This is a genomic window from Glutamicibacter sp. BW80, assembly GCF_002332385.1.
In the GTDB taxonomy this organism is placed as follows: Bacteria; Actinomycetota; Actinomycetes; order Actinomycetales; family Micrococcaceae; genus Glutamicibacter.
In genome coordinates this window covers 14,830-32,642 of sequence record NZ_NRGV01000016.1, presented here as the reverse complement: position 1 = coordinate 32,642, position 17,813 = coordinate 14,830, and the positions used below count along the sequence as shown (strand labels likewise).

Below are 17,813 nucleotides of genomic sequence, written 5' to 3'. Positions count from 1 at the left end.
AATCAACGCGCCGGAAGCAGGCGACACCGCTCCTTACATTGGTTGGGAACGCCGTGCAGTAATCGACCTGTCCGCGATCCGCAGCAACGTCAAGCAAGTCGCCGATCTGGTGGCCCCGGCCAAAGTCATGGCCGTGGTCAAGGCCGACGGCTACGGGCACGGAGCATTGCCGGTTGCTACCGCGGCACTGGAGGCCGGCGCACGCTGGATTGGCTGCGCCCATGTGGCCGAGGCCCTCGCCCTGCGCGAGGCGGGCATCGAGGCGCCCATGCTGGCCTGGCTGCACACCAATGACACCCCGTTCGAAAAGGCCATCTCCGCGGGAATCGACCTCGGAGTCTCCGGCTGGGATCTGGAGCTGATCGCCGCCGCCGCGCAGGCGGTGCAGACCCCGGCGCGCATTCACCTGAAGGTGGATACCGGGCTGGGACGCAACGGGTCCACCATGGCAGATCTGCCTTCCTTGCTGGAACGTTCAGCGAAGTTCCAGTCCGAGGGCCTGCTGCGCGTTGTGGGAGTGTTCTCGCACCTTGCGGTGGCCGATGAACCCGAACGCCCCGAAACGGATCTGCAGCTTGAGGTCTTCGATCAGGCCATCGAAATGGTGGAGGCCGCCGGCTTCAACCTGGAGATGCGCCACGTCGCCAACACCCCGGCGATCCTCTCCCGCCCGGACTCGCACCACGAAATGGTGCGCTTGGGTCTGGGCCTCTACGGGCTGAGCCCGTTCGAAGGCGAAACACCGGCCACCTATGGTTTGCGTCCGGCAATGAAGCTGGTCACCAAGGTCGCCAACGTGAAGAAGGTCAACACCGGGCAGGGCGTCTCCTACGGACTGCGCTACCTCACCGCGAAAGAAACCTATCTGGCGCTGATCCCGATGGGATACGCCGATGGACTTCCACGCGTGGCTACCGGTGCTCCGGTCACCATCCACGGCAAAACTTACCCGGTGCGCGGCACGATCGCCATGGACCAGTGCGTTATCGATCTGGGGCTGGATATTGACCCTGAACAATTCCTCGGGGCCGAAGCGATTATCTTCGGCGAAGGGGGAGAATCCGCGACCACCTGGGCGCACGCGGCCAATACCATCAACTACGAGATGGTCACCCGCATCTCGCCGCGCGTACCGCGTTACTACGTTGAGGGAACCTGGGGCCAAGCCGGTGACTAGAAAAGTTTTGGAATTCAGCTGCCAACTCGAAGACCTGACCGCTACCGAAGCGCTCGGCGAAGCACTGGGCAGTCACTTGTCCGCAGGGGACTTGGTGATCCTCACCGGTTCCCTTGGCGCCGGCAAGACCACCCTGACCCAATCGCTCGGGCTAGGACTGAACGTCCGCGAGGGAATCATCTCGCCCACCTTCGTCCTCGCCCGCCAGCACCCGTCGCTTGCCGATGGGCCGGGGCTGATTCATGTGGATGCCTACCGGCTCAACGGGGATAGCGACGTGGACACCCTGGATCTGGAGTCCACCCTGGCCGACTCGGTCACCGTGGTGGAGTGGGGTCTTGGCAAGGTTGAGCACCTGAGCGATTCACGGCTGGAAATCCAGCTGGACCGCGAGGTCTGGGCCGTTCCGGCGAGCAACCCGTGGGAAGAATCAGACGAAGAGCTAGATGAACCGCGCCTTTTCACGCTCAAGGCCATAGGCCCGCGCTGGGCCGAAGAGAATTTCACCGAACTGAAAAACGCGTTGCTGCAGGCCATCGGACTGCAGCACTCGGGAGAAACACATGCCTAACTATCTGTCCATTGACACCTCGGCGCACGCCTCGGTGGCGCTGGTCGATTACACCACTGGTTCAGTAATCGCTCAGAGAACCTCGCCGAAAGGCAACGACCAGACCGAAACTCTGGCCAGCTATGTCCGGGACATGCTGGAGGAGAACAATGAAGAGGGCAAGAACTTGGCTGGCATCTTCGTTGGCGTGGGTCCTGGCCCTTTTACCGGACTGCGCGTCGGCCTGGTGGCTGCACGCACGTTCGGCTTTGTCTGGAACGTTCCGGTCCATGGAATCATGTCGCTGCATGCGCTCGCCGAACGCGTGCTTCGTTCCGGTGAGAACCCGAAAGAATTCGTGGTGGCCTCGGATGCACGTCGTAAGGAACTGTACTGGGCGCGCTATGACGCAGAGGGTAAACTGCTGGACGGTCCGCATGTATCCGCTGCTACTGAGTTGCCTGTGCTACCGGTTTATGGCGTGGGTGCTGGCTTGTATAAGGAACAGCTGGAGTCCGTTGGTAGCCAGCCACGGGAACGTTCCTTTGACTGGGTAATCGATGCACGGCATCTGGCCCATCGCGGCATGGATGACCTGGCATCTGGACTCGATCTGTCGGATACCGCACCGCAGTACCTGCGCGAATCAGATGCCCAGGTACCGGCGTTCATGAAGAAGGCCAAGGCATGAGCATTACCCTTCGCGAGATGACATCCGAAGACATTCCCGCAGTCCACACGCTGGAAACCCAGCTGTTCCCCGAGGACGCTTGGCCACTGGCCGGATTCGAAGCCGAGCTGGCTCAGCTGGAGACCCGAAAATACTGGGTCTATGAGGACGCCGGTAAGATCATCGGCTACGCCGGCTTATGCACCGTGCTGCCCATTGCCGACGTGCAAACCATCGCGATCATCCCCGAGTACCAAGGCCAGGGTTTGGGCCGTGCGCTGCTGACGGAACTGATCACCACTGCACGGGCCAACCGTGCCTTGGATCTGATGCTCGAGGTGCGCTTTGATAACCCCTCAGCCATTGGACTCTATGAGTCCATGGGATTTGAGACCATTCATCGTCGCCCGCGCTACTACAAGGGCGGCATCGATGCGCTGATTATGCGCCTTCCACTGCACGCGCTCGACACTCCGGAGGCCAGCGAATGAGCACCCCACAGCACCCACTGGTACTGGGCATCGAATCCTCTTGCGATGAAACAGGAATCGGGATCGTGCGCGGCACCCAGCTGCTGGCCAACACCGTGTCCAGCTCCATGGATGAACACGTGCGCTTCGGGGGAGTGATCCCGGAGATCGCAGCACGAGCCCACCTCGAAGCGTTTGTGCCCACCTTGGAGCAGGCGCTCGCCGAAGCTGACGTAACTCTTGAAGAAATCGACGCGATTGCCGTCACCAGCGGTCCTGGGCTAGCCGGTGCGTTGATGGTGGGCGTGGCCGCGGCGAAGGCGCTGGCGCTAGCCACAGGCAAGCCGCTGTACGGCATCAACCACCTGGTGGCGCATGTGGGCGTCGGCGTGCTGGAAGGCACGGTTCTTCCACCGACCTTCGGGGCGCTGCTGGTCTCCGGCGGTCATACCGAGATCTTGAAGGTCACCTCGTTGACCAACGATGTGCAGCTGCTCGGTGCGACCATCGATGACGCGGCGGGCGAAGCCTACGACAAGACCGCCCGCTTGCTGGGTCTGGGCTATCCGGGTGGACCGGCCATCGACAAGGCCGCCAAAGACGGAGACAAAAAGGCTTTCCGTTTCCCGCGAGGGCTGTCGCTGCCAAAGTTCGTGGGCTCCGCCGAAGAACCGGGCAAGCACCGCAACAACTTCTCTTTCTCGGGTCTGAAGACCGCGGTGGCTCGCTGCGTGGAACACTTCGAAGCGGCTGGGGAACCGATCCCGGTAGCGGATATTTCCGCATCTTTCCAGGAAGCGGTAGTGGACGTGATTACCTCCAAGGCGGTTCGCGCTATGCAGGAGAATGGGCTGACGACTTTGCTGTTGGGTGGGGGCGTCGCGGCGAATACTCGTTTGCGCGAGCTACTGGCGGCGCGTTGCGCTTCGGCCGGCATTACGTTGGTGGTTCCGCCGTTCTCGCTGTGCACGGATAACGGGGGCATGGTCGCAGCCCTCGGCGCCCAGCTGGTGACCGCGGGCACGCAACCATCTGGATTGGGCTTCGCTACCGACTCATCACAACCGGTAACCAATATTGTTTTGGCGAGCTGAGAATTTACACAGCTTACAATTACTGATCGAAGTTGGAGATCTTGAAGTTTTAAGCCATCTGATGGAACTCGAGTAGCCAGGGGCGCAACGAATATCGATTCCTCGCTTAAGACACGTTCATATCTCATCAAATACGGTAATCCTTCTATTTCTAGCAGACTGGATAGAATCGAAATGGCAAGCGGACCGTAGCTTGCATGCTGTGTGTTAAGGGGTAGAAGTGCGCGTAATTAGCAATAGAACAGAACGTCTCGGCGATGACCTCAAAACCGAACTCCGAAAAGGGGCGAAGGTTCGTATCGCCGCGTCGACGTTTTCCATCTTTGCATTCGAAGCGCTTCGGGAAGAACTTGAACAAGTAGAAGAACTGGAGTTTGTTTTTACGTCTCCGTCTTTCAGACCGGCCGATGCGGGTGACAAGATTCGGAAGGAACGCCGTGAATTCTTCATTCCCGTGGGTCATGCAGAGTCCAGTCTCTACGGCACAGATTTCGAAATTAGACTCCGCAACAAACTCACACAGCGTGCCATCGCCAAAGAATGTGCAAACTGGGTCCGCCAAAAGGTTACGTTCCGTTCAAACTCCACCGATCAGATGATGCAGCCCATGGTGATCGCTGGCGACCAGGCTGCCTACTTTGCGCCGCAGGGTTTCACTACGGCCGACCTCGGCTACGAGCAGGGCAACGCTATGTCGAATATGGTCACGAAAACCGAAGGAACAATTGAAACTAAGCAGTTCCTTGACACTTTTGATCAGATTTGGAACACACCCGGTCATCTCACCGACGTCACCCAAGCGGTGCATGATCATATCGCAGCTGTATATACGGAGAATTCGCCAGCACGGATCTATTTCCTTATTCTTTATAACCTCTTCGCCGAGTTCTTAGACGATATTTCTGAGGATACTTTGCCTAATGACCGTACCGGGTACGAAGACACTAAGGTGTGGCAGAGTCTCTACAACTTCCAGCGAGACGCAGCAACGGGCATAATCAACAAGCTCGAAACCTACAACGGATGCATACTCGCCGACAGCGTCGGCCTTGGAAAGACCTTCAGCGCACTCGCAGTGATTAAATACTACGAGCTACGCAACAAGTCAGTATTAGTTCTTTGCCCGAAGAAGCTTGCTGAGAACTGGACCACGTACAACTCGAACTACACGACCAATCTCTTTCATGAGGACCGGTTCAACTACGATGTACTTGCGCATACCGATCTCTCACGCGTCAAGGGTCAGTCCATCGGTGGCCTGCAACTCGACCGAATCAACTGGGGTAATTACGATCTCGTTGTTATTGACGAGTCCCATAACTTTCGCAACGCGGACTATTCAGAGGAAAAAGAGTCGCGCTACCAGCGCCTCATGCGTCAGGTCATTCAAGAAGGTGTGAAGACCAAAGTTCTTATGCTCTCGGCGACCCCGGTGAACAACCGTTTCAATGACCTAAAGAACCAGCTTCAGCTGGCCTATGAGGGTGACTCTGAACAACTCAGCACTCGCTTGAATCTCTCCTCCAATGTAGAGAAAGTGTTCAAGGACGCGCAGACCGTCTTCAATACCTGGTCCATGCTTGACGCTGAAGAACGCACTACGGAAAGTATCCTGACGATGCTTGACTTCGATTTCTTTGAACTTCTCGATGCCGTGACGATCGCGCGCTCACGCAAGCACATCGAGGCTTTCTATGACACGTCTGCCATCGGCGCTTTTCCCAAGCGGCTCGCGCCTCAGGCAATCCGTGAGCCTCTAACGAATTTGCCTACTGCTCCAAGCTTTAATGAAATTTTTGAGCAGATTCAGACCCTAAATCTTGGCGTCTACGCGCCAATGAGCTATGTATTCCCATCGCGCCGTTCTAAGTACGAGGACATTGGCAAGCCGTCTAAGAGCACGGAGAATTTCCAAGCAGGTGGAGGTCAAGCCGGCCGCGAGCAGGGAATCAAGCAGCTGATGACTGTAAATCTGCTGAAACGCTTGGAATCCAGCGTTGAAGCGTTTCGAATTACTTTGGCCAAAGTTGAGTGCACTGTCGATAATCGGTTGCAGCAGTTGGCATCGTCCATGCCAATCGATGATCGCGACGCCGTTGATTCTGAGCTCGATTTGGATATCGATGATTCCGAGAATGCAGGGCTTGAAGCGCTCATGGTCGGTGATCTTCTGATCGACACAGCGGACCTTGACATTGAACGGTACAAAGTTGATCTCTGGCATGATCGGGAGACCCTTCGCGAACTCATGAGCGCCATGGCCGTTATCACCCCGGAGCAGGACTTGAAGTTGATCAAGCTCAAGCAGCTCATTGCCAATAAAGCCATGTACCCGATCAACCCAGGCAACAAGAAGATCCTGATTTTTTCGGCTTTCGCAGACACCGCCGGCTATCTCTATCGAGAGCTTGGACCCGCATTGGCTGCCGCTGGTCTGCACACGGGACTGATCACCGGGGGACAAAGCGGCGCGAAGACGACTCTGGGCACTGGATATGACTTCGGCCAGATTATGACGATGTTCTCTCCTGTGTCGAAACATCGTTGCGAGACCATGAGTGGACATCCCGGAGACATCGACGTTCTCATCGGCACGGATGTTATTTCCGAAGGCCAAAACCTTCAAGACTGCGACACCGTCATCAACTACGACATCCATTGGAACCCAGTACGTATCATTCAGCGCTTCGGACGTGTCGATCGCATTGGGTCGAAGAATTCTGTCATCCAGCTTATTAACTTCTGGCCGGATATCAGTCTGGACGAGTACATCAATCTTAAGGACCGCGTGGAAAACCGCATGCGGATTGCCAACCTTGCCGGAACTGGAGATGACAACGTCCTAGAACCGAATAGTGCTGAGGCGTCCTACCGGCGCGAACAGCTGCGTAAACTTCAAGATGACGTCATCGAACTCGAAGACGTACGGTCCGGGGTCTCCATAACTGACTTAGGCCTCAACGATTTTCGAATGGATCTGCTCGGGTACGTCCGCCAAGTCGGGAACCTCGCTGGAACACCTAAAGGCCTACACGCCGTTATCCCTGCGAACTCAGAACTAGGCTTGGAGCCAGGCGCCATTTTTGCATTGAGAAACATCCAAACCGATGCCGAACAACTAGGCGGCAAGGATGGCGCTCGCGGTAACCGCTTGCACCCCTACTACTTGATCTATGTCGATCAGCAGGGTGAAGTTATCTCCGACCATACGGAGGCTAAGCACCTTCTCGACCTGTTGCGCGCCGGCTGCCGTCCGTTCGACACACCAGTTTTGGACGCGGTCGCCGTGTTCAACGCGGCTACCGTTGAGGGGGCGGAAATGGGAGTCTATTCGCAGCTTCTCACCGATGCGATCAGCTCCATGATCGAACGTAATGACGAACACGATATCGACAGCCTCTTCACATCCGGCGTGACTACAGCGCTCAAGAACACCATCTCAGGTTTAGATGATTTCGAACTCATTGCCTTTATCGCAGTCGTTGATCCCAATAAGGAGGTGAAACATGGCTGATGTACTTTTCTCCTGGCCTGCGACCGCGGCCGTCGGCACCCGCATTCCCAAAGAACGCTTCTACGCGCAGGGCCCTGTAGCTGGGGGAACTAAGGAAAAATTCGTCGCCGAGGTTTCACGGGTTATCTGGAGCTACAAACTTGCACTTGATACCGTCAACATTCCGGAGATGGACGGTATCTCGGAGATAGACGTTTTCAGGATAGACACGAAAAATGGCGAACTTTCCGACAGCGTTCTGACAGCCATCGACAAAGCCATCCCGCGCCCGTTGATTTTTGAAGTCACTAGACCCAAAGCAGAAGTGGGTAGTGGTAACGGCGTCGTTCGTATGGTTGCAGCTCATAAGTTAGTGGATGGGGGAGCTACGAAGCTGAGCGGATACTATTCGACAGGATGGTTACCAACCGGACAAGAGCGAATGGCGCTCCCCAATGCGATCAATCTGCAAGTTCTCTACACCGCGTTGCTGGAACCGCTCACTCCGGTGAAAATCCGGACGAGTGAAACAATGTCGGAGGTTGCTGAGAGACTAGAAGCGGTCCGAAAACTGGACCGAGAGATCAGCACGTTGGAGCGTAGACTCCGCACCGAGGTACAGCTCAACCGCAAGGTTGAGATTCGCAGACTGCTCAAGACTAAACAAGCACTTCGAGAACAACAGAGGTAACCGGTGGAGAAGATCCGAATGACATCTCGTGACATGACCGCGGCCAACATCGAGGCACTCGCCGAGCTGTTTCCGAATGTCGTCACCGAAACCATAGACATTGAAGGAAATCCCAAGTCGTCGATCGACTTCGACTTATTGCGGCAGGAACTTTCCGATCACATTGTGGAGGGGCCTCAGGAGCGGTACCAGTTAGATTGGCCGGGGAAACGTGCGGCCGCTTTCGCCGCAAACGCTCCAATTGCCAAGACTCTGCGTCCCATCCGCGACGATTCGGTGGACTTCGACACGACGAAGAACTTATTCATCGAGGGCGACAATCTCGATGCCTTAAAACTGTTACAGGAGTCGTATCTCGGCAAGGTCAAACTGATCTATATCGATCCTCCTTACAACACGGGAAACGACTTCGTGTATGCGGATGATTTCGCGGAGTCCACCGCGGAGTACCTCGTCAAGTCGGAGCAGGTTTCCGAGACCGGTGAACGTATGGTGGCGAACTCGGAGTCGAATGGCCGGTTCCACTCGGACTGGCTGAGCCTGATGTACTCGCGTCTGAAGCTCGCCCGGAACCTGCTGACCGATGATGGCGTAATCATGGTGGCGATCGGCGACCAGGAGCACGCCAACCTCCGCAACCTGATGGACATGGTGTTCGGTGGCGAAAACTTCCTCGCGAATGTCGTCTGGCAGGGACGTGCAAAAAATGATGCGCGCTTCTCTGCCGGAGGCATCGATTACATGTTGATTTTCGGCCGTAATCGAGGAGCGCTGGTTGGAAAAGATGCTCGCTGGAAAGAACCAAAGAAAGGCTACTCTTTGGTTCTTTCAGCAGTTCGAGATTGTTGGGAACGAGCTGATGGTGACGCGGAGCTGGCGACCAGACTTCTGCGGGACTGGTGGAAGACATCTCCTGACACAGAGAAGGGCCTTCAGTCATATTCTGAGATTGATTCGAACGGCCGCGCCTACTTGCGGGGGCCTCTCGCCAGCCCAAATCCTCGCGAGAATCTGAAATATGAAATTCTGCATCCAGAATCATTCAAGCCAGTTCCGATGCATCCAAACGGCTGGCGCTATTCGCGCGAAACGATGGATAATTTGCTGGCGGATGGTCGTATTGTCTTCGGTAAGGATGAGCTGACGTCGCCTCGTCGCAAGATGTATCTCGATGAGCAGGACGACCAGGCGATTCGATCCCTCATTGTCAAGGAAAGAGCTCCTGCAAGTGAAGCCCTGAGCAGACTGCTCGACGGTAAGTTTTTTGACTACCCGAAAGATGTTGATGTTCTCGTGACTTGGATTCGTGCGGCCACGCAGAACAATAATGATGCACTCGTGCTGGACTTCTTTGGTGGCTCAGGTTCGACAGCTCATGCAGTCATGAATCTCAATGCTGAAGATGGTGGCACACGACGGTTCATCCTTGTCCAGCTGCCGGAAAAACTTGATGCCGCAGCTCAGCAGCAGGGTTACTCGACAATCGCTGACGTCGCACGAGAACGTCTTCGTCGTGTCGGTACGCAAATGAACCTCTCCGCTACGGAGACGAGCACCGGGTCGCAAGATCGCGGATTTCGCTCGCTCAAGATCGACACCATGTCCAAGACGGACACCCTGAGGTCGGCAGATGCACTTCAGCAGTTGGAGATTGAACAGCTGGAATCCAGCATCAAACCTGACCGAACGGGTGAAGACCTACTTTTCCAGGCCATGCTCGACGCAGGCCTGGAACTGACCTTGCCGATCACTCGCGAAGAACGGGACAGCTTCGAAATCTATGACGTTGAAGAAGGAGCACTCATGATGTGTTGCCGTTTACGAGAGAGGAACTCTCTCTCTCTCTCTCTCTCCGGGACTCGTTCGCGAGCTTGCCGCACGGCAGCCGTTGCGCATGGTCTTCCTCGACGAGGAGTTCGAGCATGATGCGTCACGGATCAATGCAGAACAGATCTTCCGCGAGCTCTCACCGCTCACTGAGGTTAAGGCGATCTGAGTGGTCGCCACGGCGGCCCGAGAACGCCCACGCGAATTCGCTTGTGCGTGGTTCGGTGTACTCTGTATCCTTCGCTGGGGCTGGTGCCTGATGGAGAAACGCACACTGCACTCACCCGATCTCACCGCCCGCAACATCGAGCGGATCGCAGAACTGTTCCCAAACGCTGTGACCGAAGCGCAAGACGCCGACGGCAATGTGGTCCCCTCGATCGACTTCGATTGCCTGCGGCAGGAACTGAGCGATCACATCGTCGAGGGGCCGCAGGAGCGTTATCAGCTCGACTGGCCGGGCAAGCATGCCGCCGCCTTCGCAGCGAACGCTCGGATCGCCAAGACCTTGCGTCCGGTGCGTGAGGAATCGGTCGACTTCGACACGACTAAGAACCTGTTCATCGAGGGCGACAACCTCGATGCGCTGAAGCTGCTCCAGGAGTCGTATCTGGGGAAAGTCAAGTTGATCTACATCGACCCGCCGTATAACACGGGAAATGACTTTGTTTACAACGATGACTTCGCCGAAACTACCGCCGAATATTTGGCGCGCTCTGTTCAAGTGAGCGAATCTGGAGAGCGATTGGTAGCTAATCCGGAATCGAATGGACGCTTCCATTCCGACTGGCTGAGTATGATCTATCCGCGCCTTAAAATGGCAAGAAACCTTCTGCATGATGACGGACTGATTTTCATTAGCATCGATTCAGGGGAATCTTCTTCCCTGAAGATCCTTTGTGATGAGGTGTTTGGGCAGAACAACCTCGTTGACGTTCTCGTATGGCAGAAAAAGGTGAGTCCTTCAAATGACTCTCAATTCTTCAGTAACGACTATGAGCATATTTTGGTCTACGCGAAGTTTAAGCGCCCAGGCGTTATTGATCGACTAGAGCGCACTGGGGAGCATAACAAGTACTACACGAATCCGGACGAAGATCCTCGAGGTCCTTGGAACTCGGTTGCTGCGACGTCGAATAAGTCTTCCTCTGAGCGCCCGAATCTTTACTATCCAATCGTGAATCCGAATAGTGGTGTCGAGGTGTGGCCGGTCCGTAAGTCATCGTGGAAGTACTCACGAGAAACTATGCAGGACTTAATTAAAGACGGGCGACTGTATTGGGGAGCCAGCGGCCATTCTGAGATTCCTCGCGTGAAAAAGTTCTTATCGGACGCTGGAAAGGTCGTGCCTCGGAATGTCCTGCATTACCAGCAGTACGGAAGTACGCAGTCTGCTAAAACCGAGTTTCGAGATCTCATGGGTGAGATTCCTTTTGATTACCCAAAACCGACCAAGCTGATTGAAGGTTTGCTTTCACTGCTGCCGGATGACGACGAGTCGCCAATCGTGCTGGACTTTTTTGCCGGCTCGGGTACAACAGGGCAGGCGGTGCTACAGAAAAATAATCAGGACGGCGGAAATCGACTATTTATCTTGGTGCAGCTTCCCGAATCGCTGGACGTCGCGGCACGGAATCTTGGATTCCCAACTATCGCTGATGTTGCGCGTGAACGGATTCGTCGGGTAGGAAAGGCGCTAACTGAGGCCTCAGAGAGTGCACGGAAACCTTCTCAAGACGTCGGTTTCCGGTGTGTGAAGGTGGCATCAACTTCGAAGGCAGATTTGCTGCGTTCCGCGGAGGCTACGGACCAATTGGATCTGGTCGAGCTAGAACCCAGCATCAAACCGGGCCGTACCGGGGAAGACCTCCTCTTCCAAGTCCTCCTCGACTGGGGCCTTGAACTCACCGTTCCAATCGTGCGTGAGGAGATTGACGGGCGCGAGGTTTTCGCTGTCGACGACGATGCGCTGTTCGCCTGCTTCGCAGAGAATGTGACCCCGACTGTGGTCAGGGCATTGGCCGAGCGAGAGCCTCTGCGCGTTGTCTTCCGTGACGATGCGTTCGAGTCCGACGCTGCTCGGATCAACGCGGAACAGATTTTCAAGGAGATCTCTCCTACTACAGAGGTAAGGACCATCTGATTTGAAACTCCAGTTCAAGGTTCAGGAGTACCAGACCGAAGCCGTCGACTCCGTTGTTGATGTCTTTGCTGGGCAGCCACGCCGGGACGGTACGTCCTACCGTATCGACCCCGGCGTATCGAGCGCAGGTCAGAACCGGATCTACGATGATTCCGGTCTGGCCAACGCTCCGATCGAGCTGTCCCGTCCCCAACTATTGGAGAACGTGCACCGGGTCCAAGGCTCGCGGAACCTGCCGCTGTCCTCGGAGCTGAAGGACTCGAAGGCTGCTTCTGGTGCTCCGAACCTTGACGTTGAGATGGAGACCGGTACAGGAAAGACCTACGTCTACATCAAGACCTTCATGGAGCTGAAAAAGCGCTATGGATGGTCGAAATTCATCATCGTCGTACCCTCCGTCGCGATCCGTGAAGGCGTGAAGAAGACCTTCGACGTCACAGCCGACCACTTCCAATCGCTTTATGGCACCAAACCGCGCTCGTTCATCTACGACTCGAAGCAGCTGCACGAGCTGGAACGTTTCAGCTCTGATGCCGGCGTCCAGGTGATGATCATTAACATTCAAGCCTTCAACGCCACAGGCAAGGACCAGCGACGTATCTACGACGTGCTCGATGACTTCCAGTCACGGCGCCCGATCGACGTCATCAAGGCCAACCGTCCGATCGTCGTGATCGACGAACCGCAGAAGATCGGTGCTGACAAGTCGCTCAATGCCCTTGCTGAGTTCAACGCGTTAATGGTTCTGCGATACTCGGCGACCCACAAGGTCGATCACACGAAGGTCCACCGCCTTGACGCGCTGGATGCCTACAACGCGAAGCTCGTGAAGAAGATCGCGGTGCGAGGGATTACAGTCAAGGGTCTGGCCGGGTCCACAGCATACCTGTACCTCGACAGCGTCATATTGAAAGAGGGCGCTGCACCGACAGCTCGCGTGGAACTAGAGGTCCAGACGAAGAGCGGAGACATCAAGCGAATGACCCGGATCGTTGATAAGCGTACCAACCTTCACGATCTCTCCGGTGGAATTGAGGCTTACAAACCTGAGGGACAGGCGCTGCTAATCACGGATATCGACGCAACTCGTGACATCCTCGAACTCTCCAATGGGGATATTGTCGTTGCAGGTCAACTGGCCGACCGTGACGTAACTGAGGATTCGAAGCGTCGCATCCAGATCCGCGAGGTTATCCGGGCACACATCGCCAAGGAACGGGCGCTATTCGCACAGGGCATCAAGGTGCTCTCTCTGTTCTTCATCGACGAGGTCATGAAATATCGCGACTACGGTCGTGAGGAGTCCCACGGTGACACCCTTGGTGATTACGCCCGCATGTTCGAAGAGGAATATGAAGCCGTCCGGGCCGAGATTCTCGGAGAACTCGAACTCGATGACGCAACCGCCGAGTACATGAAGTACCTTCGGCGCGATGAAGTAGGAACTGTCCACGAGGGCTACTTCTCCATCGATAAGAAGTCAAAGCGACAGGTGGATGAATGGAAAAATGGAAGGATCGCCAAGACCGGTGAACTGAAAGGACTTTCAGTAGACACGGACGCCTACGATCTGATCCTCAAGAACAAAGAACGGTTGCTCTCGTTCGCCGAGCCCGTCAGATTCATCTTCTCCCACTCCGCACTGCGAGAGGGCTGGGACAACCCTAACGTGTTCGTCATGGGTATGCTTAAAAAGTCCGACAACACCGTGTCTCGCCGCCAAGAGATCGGTCGAGGTTTGCGTCTCTCGGTCGATCAGCACGGCGAACGCATGGATAACCCGATCACCGTCCACGAGATCAATGAGCTTACCGTCGTCACGGATGAGTCCTACACGGACTTCGTCAAGGGACTCCAAGAGGAGATCTCGAAGTCCTTGGCCTCGCGTCCGCGCAAGGCCTCGATTGAGTTCTTCACCGGCAAGACGATCAAGACGCCCGAAGGCGAGTCGCAACTGGAGAAGGAACTCGCTACCGCGTTGTACGACTACCTCGTCAAGAACGATTACCTCAACGTGGACCACACCATTTCGGAGAACTACAAGGACGCTAAAGAGAACGGCACTTTTGCCGTTCCGACCTCACCCATCCTGACGCCGGTCATCGACTTCGTGTGGCCGCTGGTCGACGCGCTATACCTCGATGTGTCGATGATCGGTGGCGACGACCGGGCCATGAAGAAGATCCCGATCAATGAGGCGAACTTCGCCAAGCGTGAGTTCAAGGAACTCTGGGGCCGGATCAATCATAGGGCCGTCTACCAGGTCGAATTTGACTCGAACGAACTGATCGCGAAGTCCGTCACTGCACTTGACTCGAAGCTCAATGTGACCGGACTCCAATACGTAGTGGAACATGGCAAGCAGCTTGCGAGTCTTGATGCCGAGCAGTTGAAGACCGGCAAGGCATTCAAGGTTGCCGGCCACTCACGCGAAACCGAACAGATTTCGGCGAGTTCCTCAGTGAAGTACGACTTGTTGGGGGAGATCACCGAGAAGACCCAGCTCACGCGCCGCACGGTGTCCGCGATTCTTCGCGGCATCCGTCCGGACACGTTCGGGAAGTTCCGGCTTAACCCGGAGCAGTTCATCACAGAGACCTCTCGTTTGATCAACGAAGAGAAAGCGACCGTGATCGTCGAACACCTCACCTACGACGCGCTGGAGGATTGTTTCGAGACGGCGATCTTTACCGAGAACCAGTCCGCGCAGGACTTCCGAAAAGCCGGTGAGAAGCTCTCCAAACACGTTTACGACTATGTAGTTACTGACTCCCAAGTTGAGCGCGACTTCGTGGAAAAACTCGACACTAGTAAAGAAGTTGCGGTCTACGCAAAACTTCCCCGTGGGTTCTTCATTCCAACTCCGGTAGGAGACTACAACCCTGACTGGGCTATCGCATTCGAAGAAGGTTCGGTGAAGCATGTCTACTTCGTGGCTGAAACTAAGGGGACCATGTCGAGCTTGGAGCTCAAGGGCGTCGAGGACGCGAAGATTAAATGTGCAACCAGGTTTTTTGAAACCCTCACCAAGCAAAGCCAAGGAGAAGTTGTCTACAAGCAGGTAGACGGCTTCGATACCTTGATGGAGTTGGTTGGTAAATGAACGAGCAAATTTACGATCGAAGCGCTGAAGTCGCGGCGGTCCTCGAAACGGAACAAAGCCGTTTGGGTGACACCTTTCGAGGCGACCGTGATGGATTGAGCTTAGAACAACAGGCAGACATCGCAGGAGCGAAGGGTGGTAACTATGGCTACAACAATCGGGTGACCATCAAAGCTCTTACTGACGGTACGCTCCCAACTGGGCCAACACTGGCTTTGCAGGCTGCTCGACGACTACGTACGTTGCTGAAACGGACCGATCTTTCGCCGGAATTACGAGGTGATTGGGTTGTCTTGGAGGAGCAGCTAACGATTCGCGCAGAAGACAGGATTGCCGCCGAGATTGAAGAGGCGGCCACCAGCCGCGCGACCTCTGAGGCTGAATCGGCACGTACTCCGGGTATTTACGTTTATACACTGCCGCATTATCTAAAATACCCGATCGATCCGGAGACCGGGAAGACCTACTTGAAGGTTGGGCATTCATCACGTGACGCTGTCCACCGTGCAGGCTCGCAGGGGCGCTTCACCGCGCTACCAGAAGACCCAATCCTACTTCGGATCTATCTATCTGATGCGTCGTTCGAAGCAGAAAAGAAGTTTCATGAGTGGCTACGCATGGCCGACCATTACGGAGCACGTACCCGTCGAGGAGGGACCGAATGGTTCCTTACTTCAACGAAATTCCTCGACCATATCGCGACTGAGCTTGGTTTAGAACGATGGACAGTAAATGACCTCGATGCAGGCGATAACTGACCGGTCAGGCCTGTCAGATAAACCAGAACTGCACTAAAAGTTGTCTGAGGCCGTCTAACTTGCAGGCAGGGGCAAATGCGGTATGCCGACCGGGCTATTTATCCAGTGTGGCCGGGACCCCAGAGAGGCACAACAGCCTCGTCGTAAGTAGCGCTCTCGATGTCATCAACTTCTGAAACCTCCTCCATCCGCACGTTTCGAGGGCTATATATCCAGTTGAGATTGCCCTCGCGCTCGAGCTTGCCCGTAAAGGTGAGCTTGCGGTCCTGGCGATGGGCTTCGATTGCCTGTATGTACTGATCTTCTTGCAATCGTAAACGTACTTTTCGGAATCTGCCACCGCCCTCAGTGATAATGCGGACAATTCGGTCTTCGGTGCTGGACTCGTGTTGCAGCACCGCGACTTCGCCGCTGAGTGTAACTTCTTGTGGTTCATAGGCCTGCGCAAAGCGATTCGCTACGCTGTCCAATACCGAGGCTTCGTCTGGAGCGAAGGAGAATTCACGCGTGCCCCCTATGTTTATCTTTGCAGAATTTGGCCGTATGAGTTTGACGGCTGACTCGCTATCTCGCGTCGCTGAACCCAACGCTCGCGCGAACTCAAACGATAGTCCTTGGGGAACGGCCTCGTCGAATACACGAATATCTGCGTCCTTACGGTAGGCGTCGAGACAGGAACGGGTTACGTCCAGTGCGGTCTCCAGCCAGTTCATGATCTGTGCACCACTCGTAGAGTCGGGAGCGGCCATGCCAGGCAGAACGGGCCTCAACTCGTCGGTTTCAGCGAAGTGGAAGCTACGGTCTCTCGGCGCGTGAGCCGTGATTATAAAGCTGCCGACTTGGGTCTGTCCCATGAGGCAACTTGAAAGGAATGACTTGGCAACGTGGGCACTGGCATTGCCGTGGTACATGCGTCGTTCTCGCGACGCCTTGGCTGCGGCGACAAGCATTTCGCGCGCCGCGGCGTAAAGCTGCTCTCCTTGAGTCCACGAAATCAGGCCGGCATCGATGGTGCTTTCTTTCTTCCAATGCGCCTCTTCAAGCCCACTTGCCGTCGAGATAGCTGCAAGCTCCATATACCTATTGGCATCTGGGCCAAGATAACCACGTAGGCGACGCATAGCCGTATCCATTAGGCGAACGAAGTCGGCGCGGCGCGGGTCCAGAGGAACTATAATCTCATCTGTCGACTCCGGGCTTTGCCAAAGGTCGAACGCTCCCTGAGCACCACCAGTGACGGACCAATCAAGTTTGCGAAGCAACCAATTGATCTTTTCAAGTTCGCGTGGACTAATCGCCGTCATGGCTTGTCTCCATTGTGAATGCGTTCCATGATGTGGCAGAGAGCGACGTCATCCAGCACATTCGTGGTCGGTGCCCGGAAAGATGGATTTGTGGCCGACGAAACTTTGGCGCCGGCGAGGTTCACCCAGTATGCGCAGTGACGGATACTGAGAGCGTCCGGTGTGGCCGATACCCAATTCTCTTGTAATTCAGGAAGTGTCATCACAACAGCGATGTGTGGGACTGATGGGTTCTGACTACGATACTCGTCGTAGCGATCACGACTCATTCTTGCTGTGACGAATTCGGCGCGAGCGTCAAATTGTGTTGCGGTTGCCTTCAGCTGGAGTGCTAGTAGGGCCTCCTTGATGTCGCCATTTTCCTCCCGCCGACGATGTTTTAGATAAACGTCGGTCCCCTCATCGATCGACGGTTCACCTATGAAGACACATCCAGACGCGGCTACAACGGCACGTAGATATCCAAGTTGCAGTTGCTCTTTGTGGTCTGACAATCGTTCGGGAGAGCCGCGCATGACTTGAGCTGCCACAGC

At 55.6% G+C, this 17,813-nt stretch carries 13 protein-coding genes; 11 read left to right on the top strand and 2 right to left on the bottom strand.

Features of this window, described 5'->3' with window-relative positions:
* Position 1: 1 nt before the first annotated feature.
* From alr to CIK76_RS03715, 11 genes are all read left to right on the top strand, one after another.
* The gene (alr, locus tag CIK76_RS19555; protein ID WP_255248340.1) at positions 2–1,177 is read left to right on the top strand and encodes an alanine racemase; all 1,176 of its coding nucleotides are present in this window, start codon (positions 2–4) and stop codon (positions 1,175–1,177) included.
* Positions 1,170–1,748 carry a tRNA (adenosine(37)-N6)-threonylcarbamoyltransferase complex ATPase subunit type 1 TsaE gene (gene tsaE, locus CIK76_RS03760; protein ID WP_096283611.1) on the top strand — a complete coding sequence of 193 codons (579 nt, stop codon included), beginning with the start codon at positions 1,170–1,172 and terminating at the stop codon, positions 1,746–1,748. Before alr ends, tsaE begins: the two co-directional genes overlap by 8 nt.
* Complete coding sequence (gene tsaB / locus CIK76_RS03755; protein WP_096283609.1) at positions 1,741–2,418, top strand: tRNA (adenosine(37)-N6)-threonylcarbamoyltransferase complex dimerization subunit type 1 TsaB; 678 nt, start codon at positions 1,741–1,743, stop codon at positions 2,416–2,418. The genes tsaE and tsaB overlap by 8 nt, the downstream gene beginning before the upstream one ends.
* Positions 2,415–2,888: a ribosomal protein S18-alanine N-acetyltransferase gene (gene rimI, locus CIK76_RS03750; RefSeq protein ID WP_096283607.1), complete on the top strand. Its 474-nt coding sequence runs from the start codon at positions 2,415–2,417 to the stop codon at positions 2,886–2,888. Before tsaB ends, rimI begins: the two co-directional genes overlap by 4 nt.
* Entirely contained in the window at positions 2,885–3,961 is a 1,077-nt protein-coding gene (gene tsaD, locus CIK76_RS03745) for a tRNA (adenosine(37)-N6)-threonylcarbamoyltransferase complex transferase subunit TsaD (protein WP_096283605.1), read from the top strand. The genes rimI and tsaD overlap by 4 nt, the downstream gene beginning before the upstream one ends.
* Before the next feature lie 220 nt (positions 3,962–4,181).
* Positions 4,182–7,475 (top strand): helicase-related protein, encoded by a 3,294-nt coding sequence (locus CIK76_RS03740; protein WP_096283603.1) that lies wholly within the window; start codon positions 4,182–4,184, stop codon positions 7,473–7,475.
* On the top strand, positions 7,468–8,145 hold the full coding sequence (locus CIK76_RS03735) for a DUF4391 domain-containing protein (protein WP_096283601.1): 678 nt from the start codon (positions 7,468–7,470) through the stop codon (positions 8,143–8,145). Before CIK76_RS03740 ends, CIK76_RS03735 begins: the two co-directional genes overlap by 8 nt.
* Positions 8,146–8,163: 18 nt before the next feature.
* The gene (locus CIK76_RS03730) at positions 8,164–10,071 is read left to right on the top strand and encodes a site-specific DNA-methyltransferase (protein WP_217990334.1); all 1,908 of its coding nucleotides are present in this window, start codon (positions 8,164–8,166) and stop codon (positions 10,069–10,071) included.
* Positions 10,072–10,231: 160 nt separating this feature from the next.
* Positions 10,232–12,115, top strand: a complete 1,884-nt coding sequence (locus tag CIK76_RS03725) for a site-specific DNA-methyltransferase (RefSeq protein WP_096283770.1) — start codon at positions 10,232–10,234, stop codon at positions 12,113–12,115.
* Position 12,116: 1 nt separating this feature from the next.
* Entirely contained in the window at positions 12,117–15,218 is a 3,102-nt protein-coding gene (locus tag CIK76_RS03720; protein WP_096283597.1) for a DEAD/DEAH box helicase family protein, read from the top strand.
* A complete protein-coding gene (locus CIK76_RS03715; protein WP_096283595.1) occupies positions 15,215–15,976 on the top strand; it encodes a hypothetical protein in 762 nt (253 codons plus the stop codon). The genes CIK76_RS03720 and CIK76_RS03715 overlap by 4 nt, the downstream gene beginning before the upstream one ends.
* Before the next feature lie 98 nt (positions 15,977–16,074).
* Here the strand turns inward: CIK76_RS03715 and CIK76_RS03710 are convergent, their stop codons facing one another.
* Positions 16,075–17,280, bottom strand: a complete 1,206-nt coding sequence (locus CIK76_RS03710) for a hypothetical protein (protein WP_096283593.1) — start codon at positions 17,278–17,280, stop codon at positions 16,075–16,077.
* Positions 17,277–17,810, bottom strand: coding sequence for a DUF4365 domain-containing protein (locus CIK76_RS03705; protein WP_176484076.1), 534 nt, complete (start codon positions 17,808–17,810; stop codon positions 17,277–17,279). The genes CIK76_RS03710 and CIK76_RS03705 overlap by 4 nt, the downstream gene beginning before the upstream one ends.
* Between the last annotated feature and the right edge of the window lie 3 nt (positions 17,811–17,813).

What these genes read in the sequence shown, in the direction of transcription:
- tsaB (WP_096283609.1), top strand. Translation starts at nt 1,741, where the DNA reads ATGCCTAACTATCTGTCCATTGACACCTCGGCGCACGCCTCGGTGGCG.
- rimI (WP_096283607.1), top strand. Translation starts at nt 2,415, where the DNA reads ATGAGCATTACCCTTCGCGAGATGACATCCGAAGACATTCCCGCAGTC.
- tsaD (WP_096283605.1), top strand. Translation starts at nt 2,885, where the DNA reads ATGAGCACCCCACAGCACCCACTGGTACTGGGCATCGAATCCTCTTGC.
- CIK76_RS03735 (WP_096283601.1), top strand. Translation starts at nt 7,468, where the DNA reads ATGGCTGATGTACTTTTCTCCTGGCCTGCGACCGCGGCCGTCGGCACC.
- CIK76_RS03730 (WP_217990334.1), top strand. Translation starts at nt 8,164, where the DNA reads ATGACATCTCGTGACATGACCGCGGCCAACATCGAGGCACTCGCCGAG.
- CIK76_RS03725 (WP_096283770.1), top strand. Translation starts at nt 10,232, where the DNA reads ATGGAGAAACGCACACTGCACTCACCCGATCTCACCGCCCGCAACATC.
- CIK76_RS03715 (WP_096283595.1), top strand. Translation starts at nt 15,215, where the DNA reads ATGAACGAGCAAATTTACGATCGAAGCGCTGAAGTCGCGGCGGTCCTC.
- CIK76_RS03710 (WP_096283593.1), bottom strand. Translation starts at nt 17,280, where the DNA reads ATGACGGCGATTAGTCCACGCGAACTTGAAAAGATCAATTGGTTGCTT.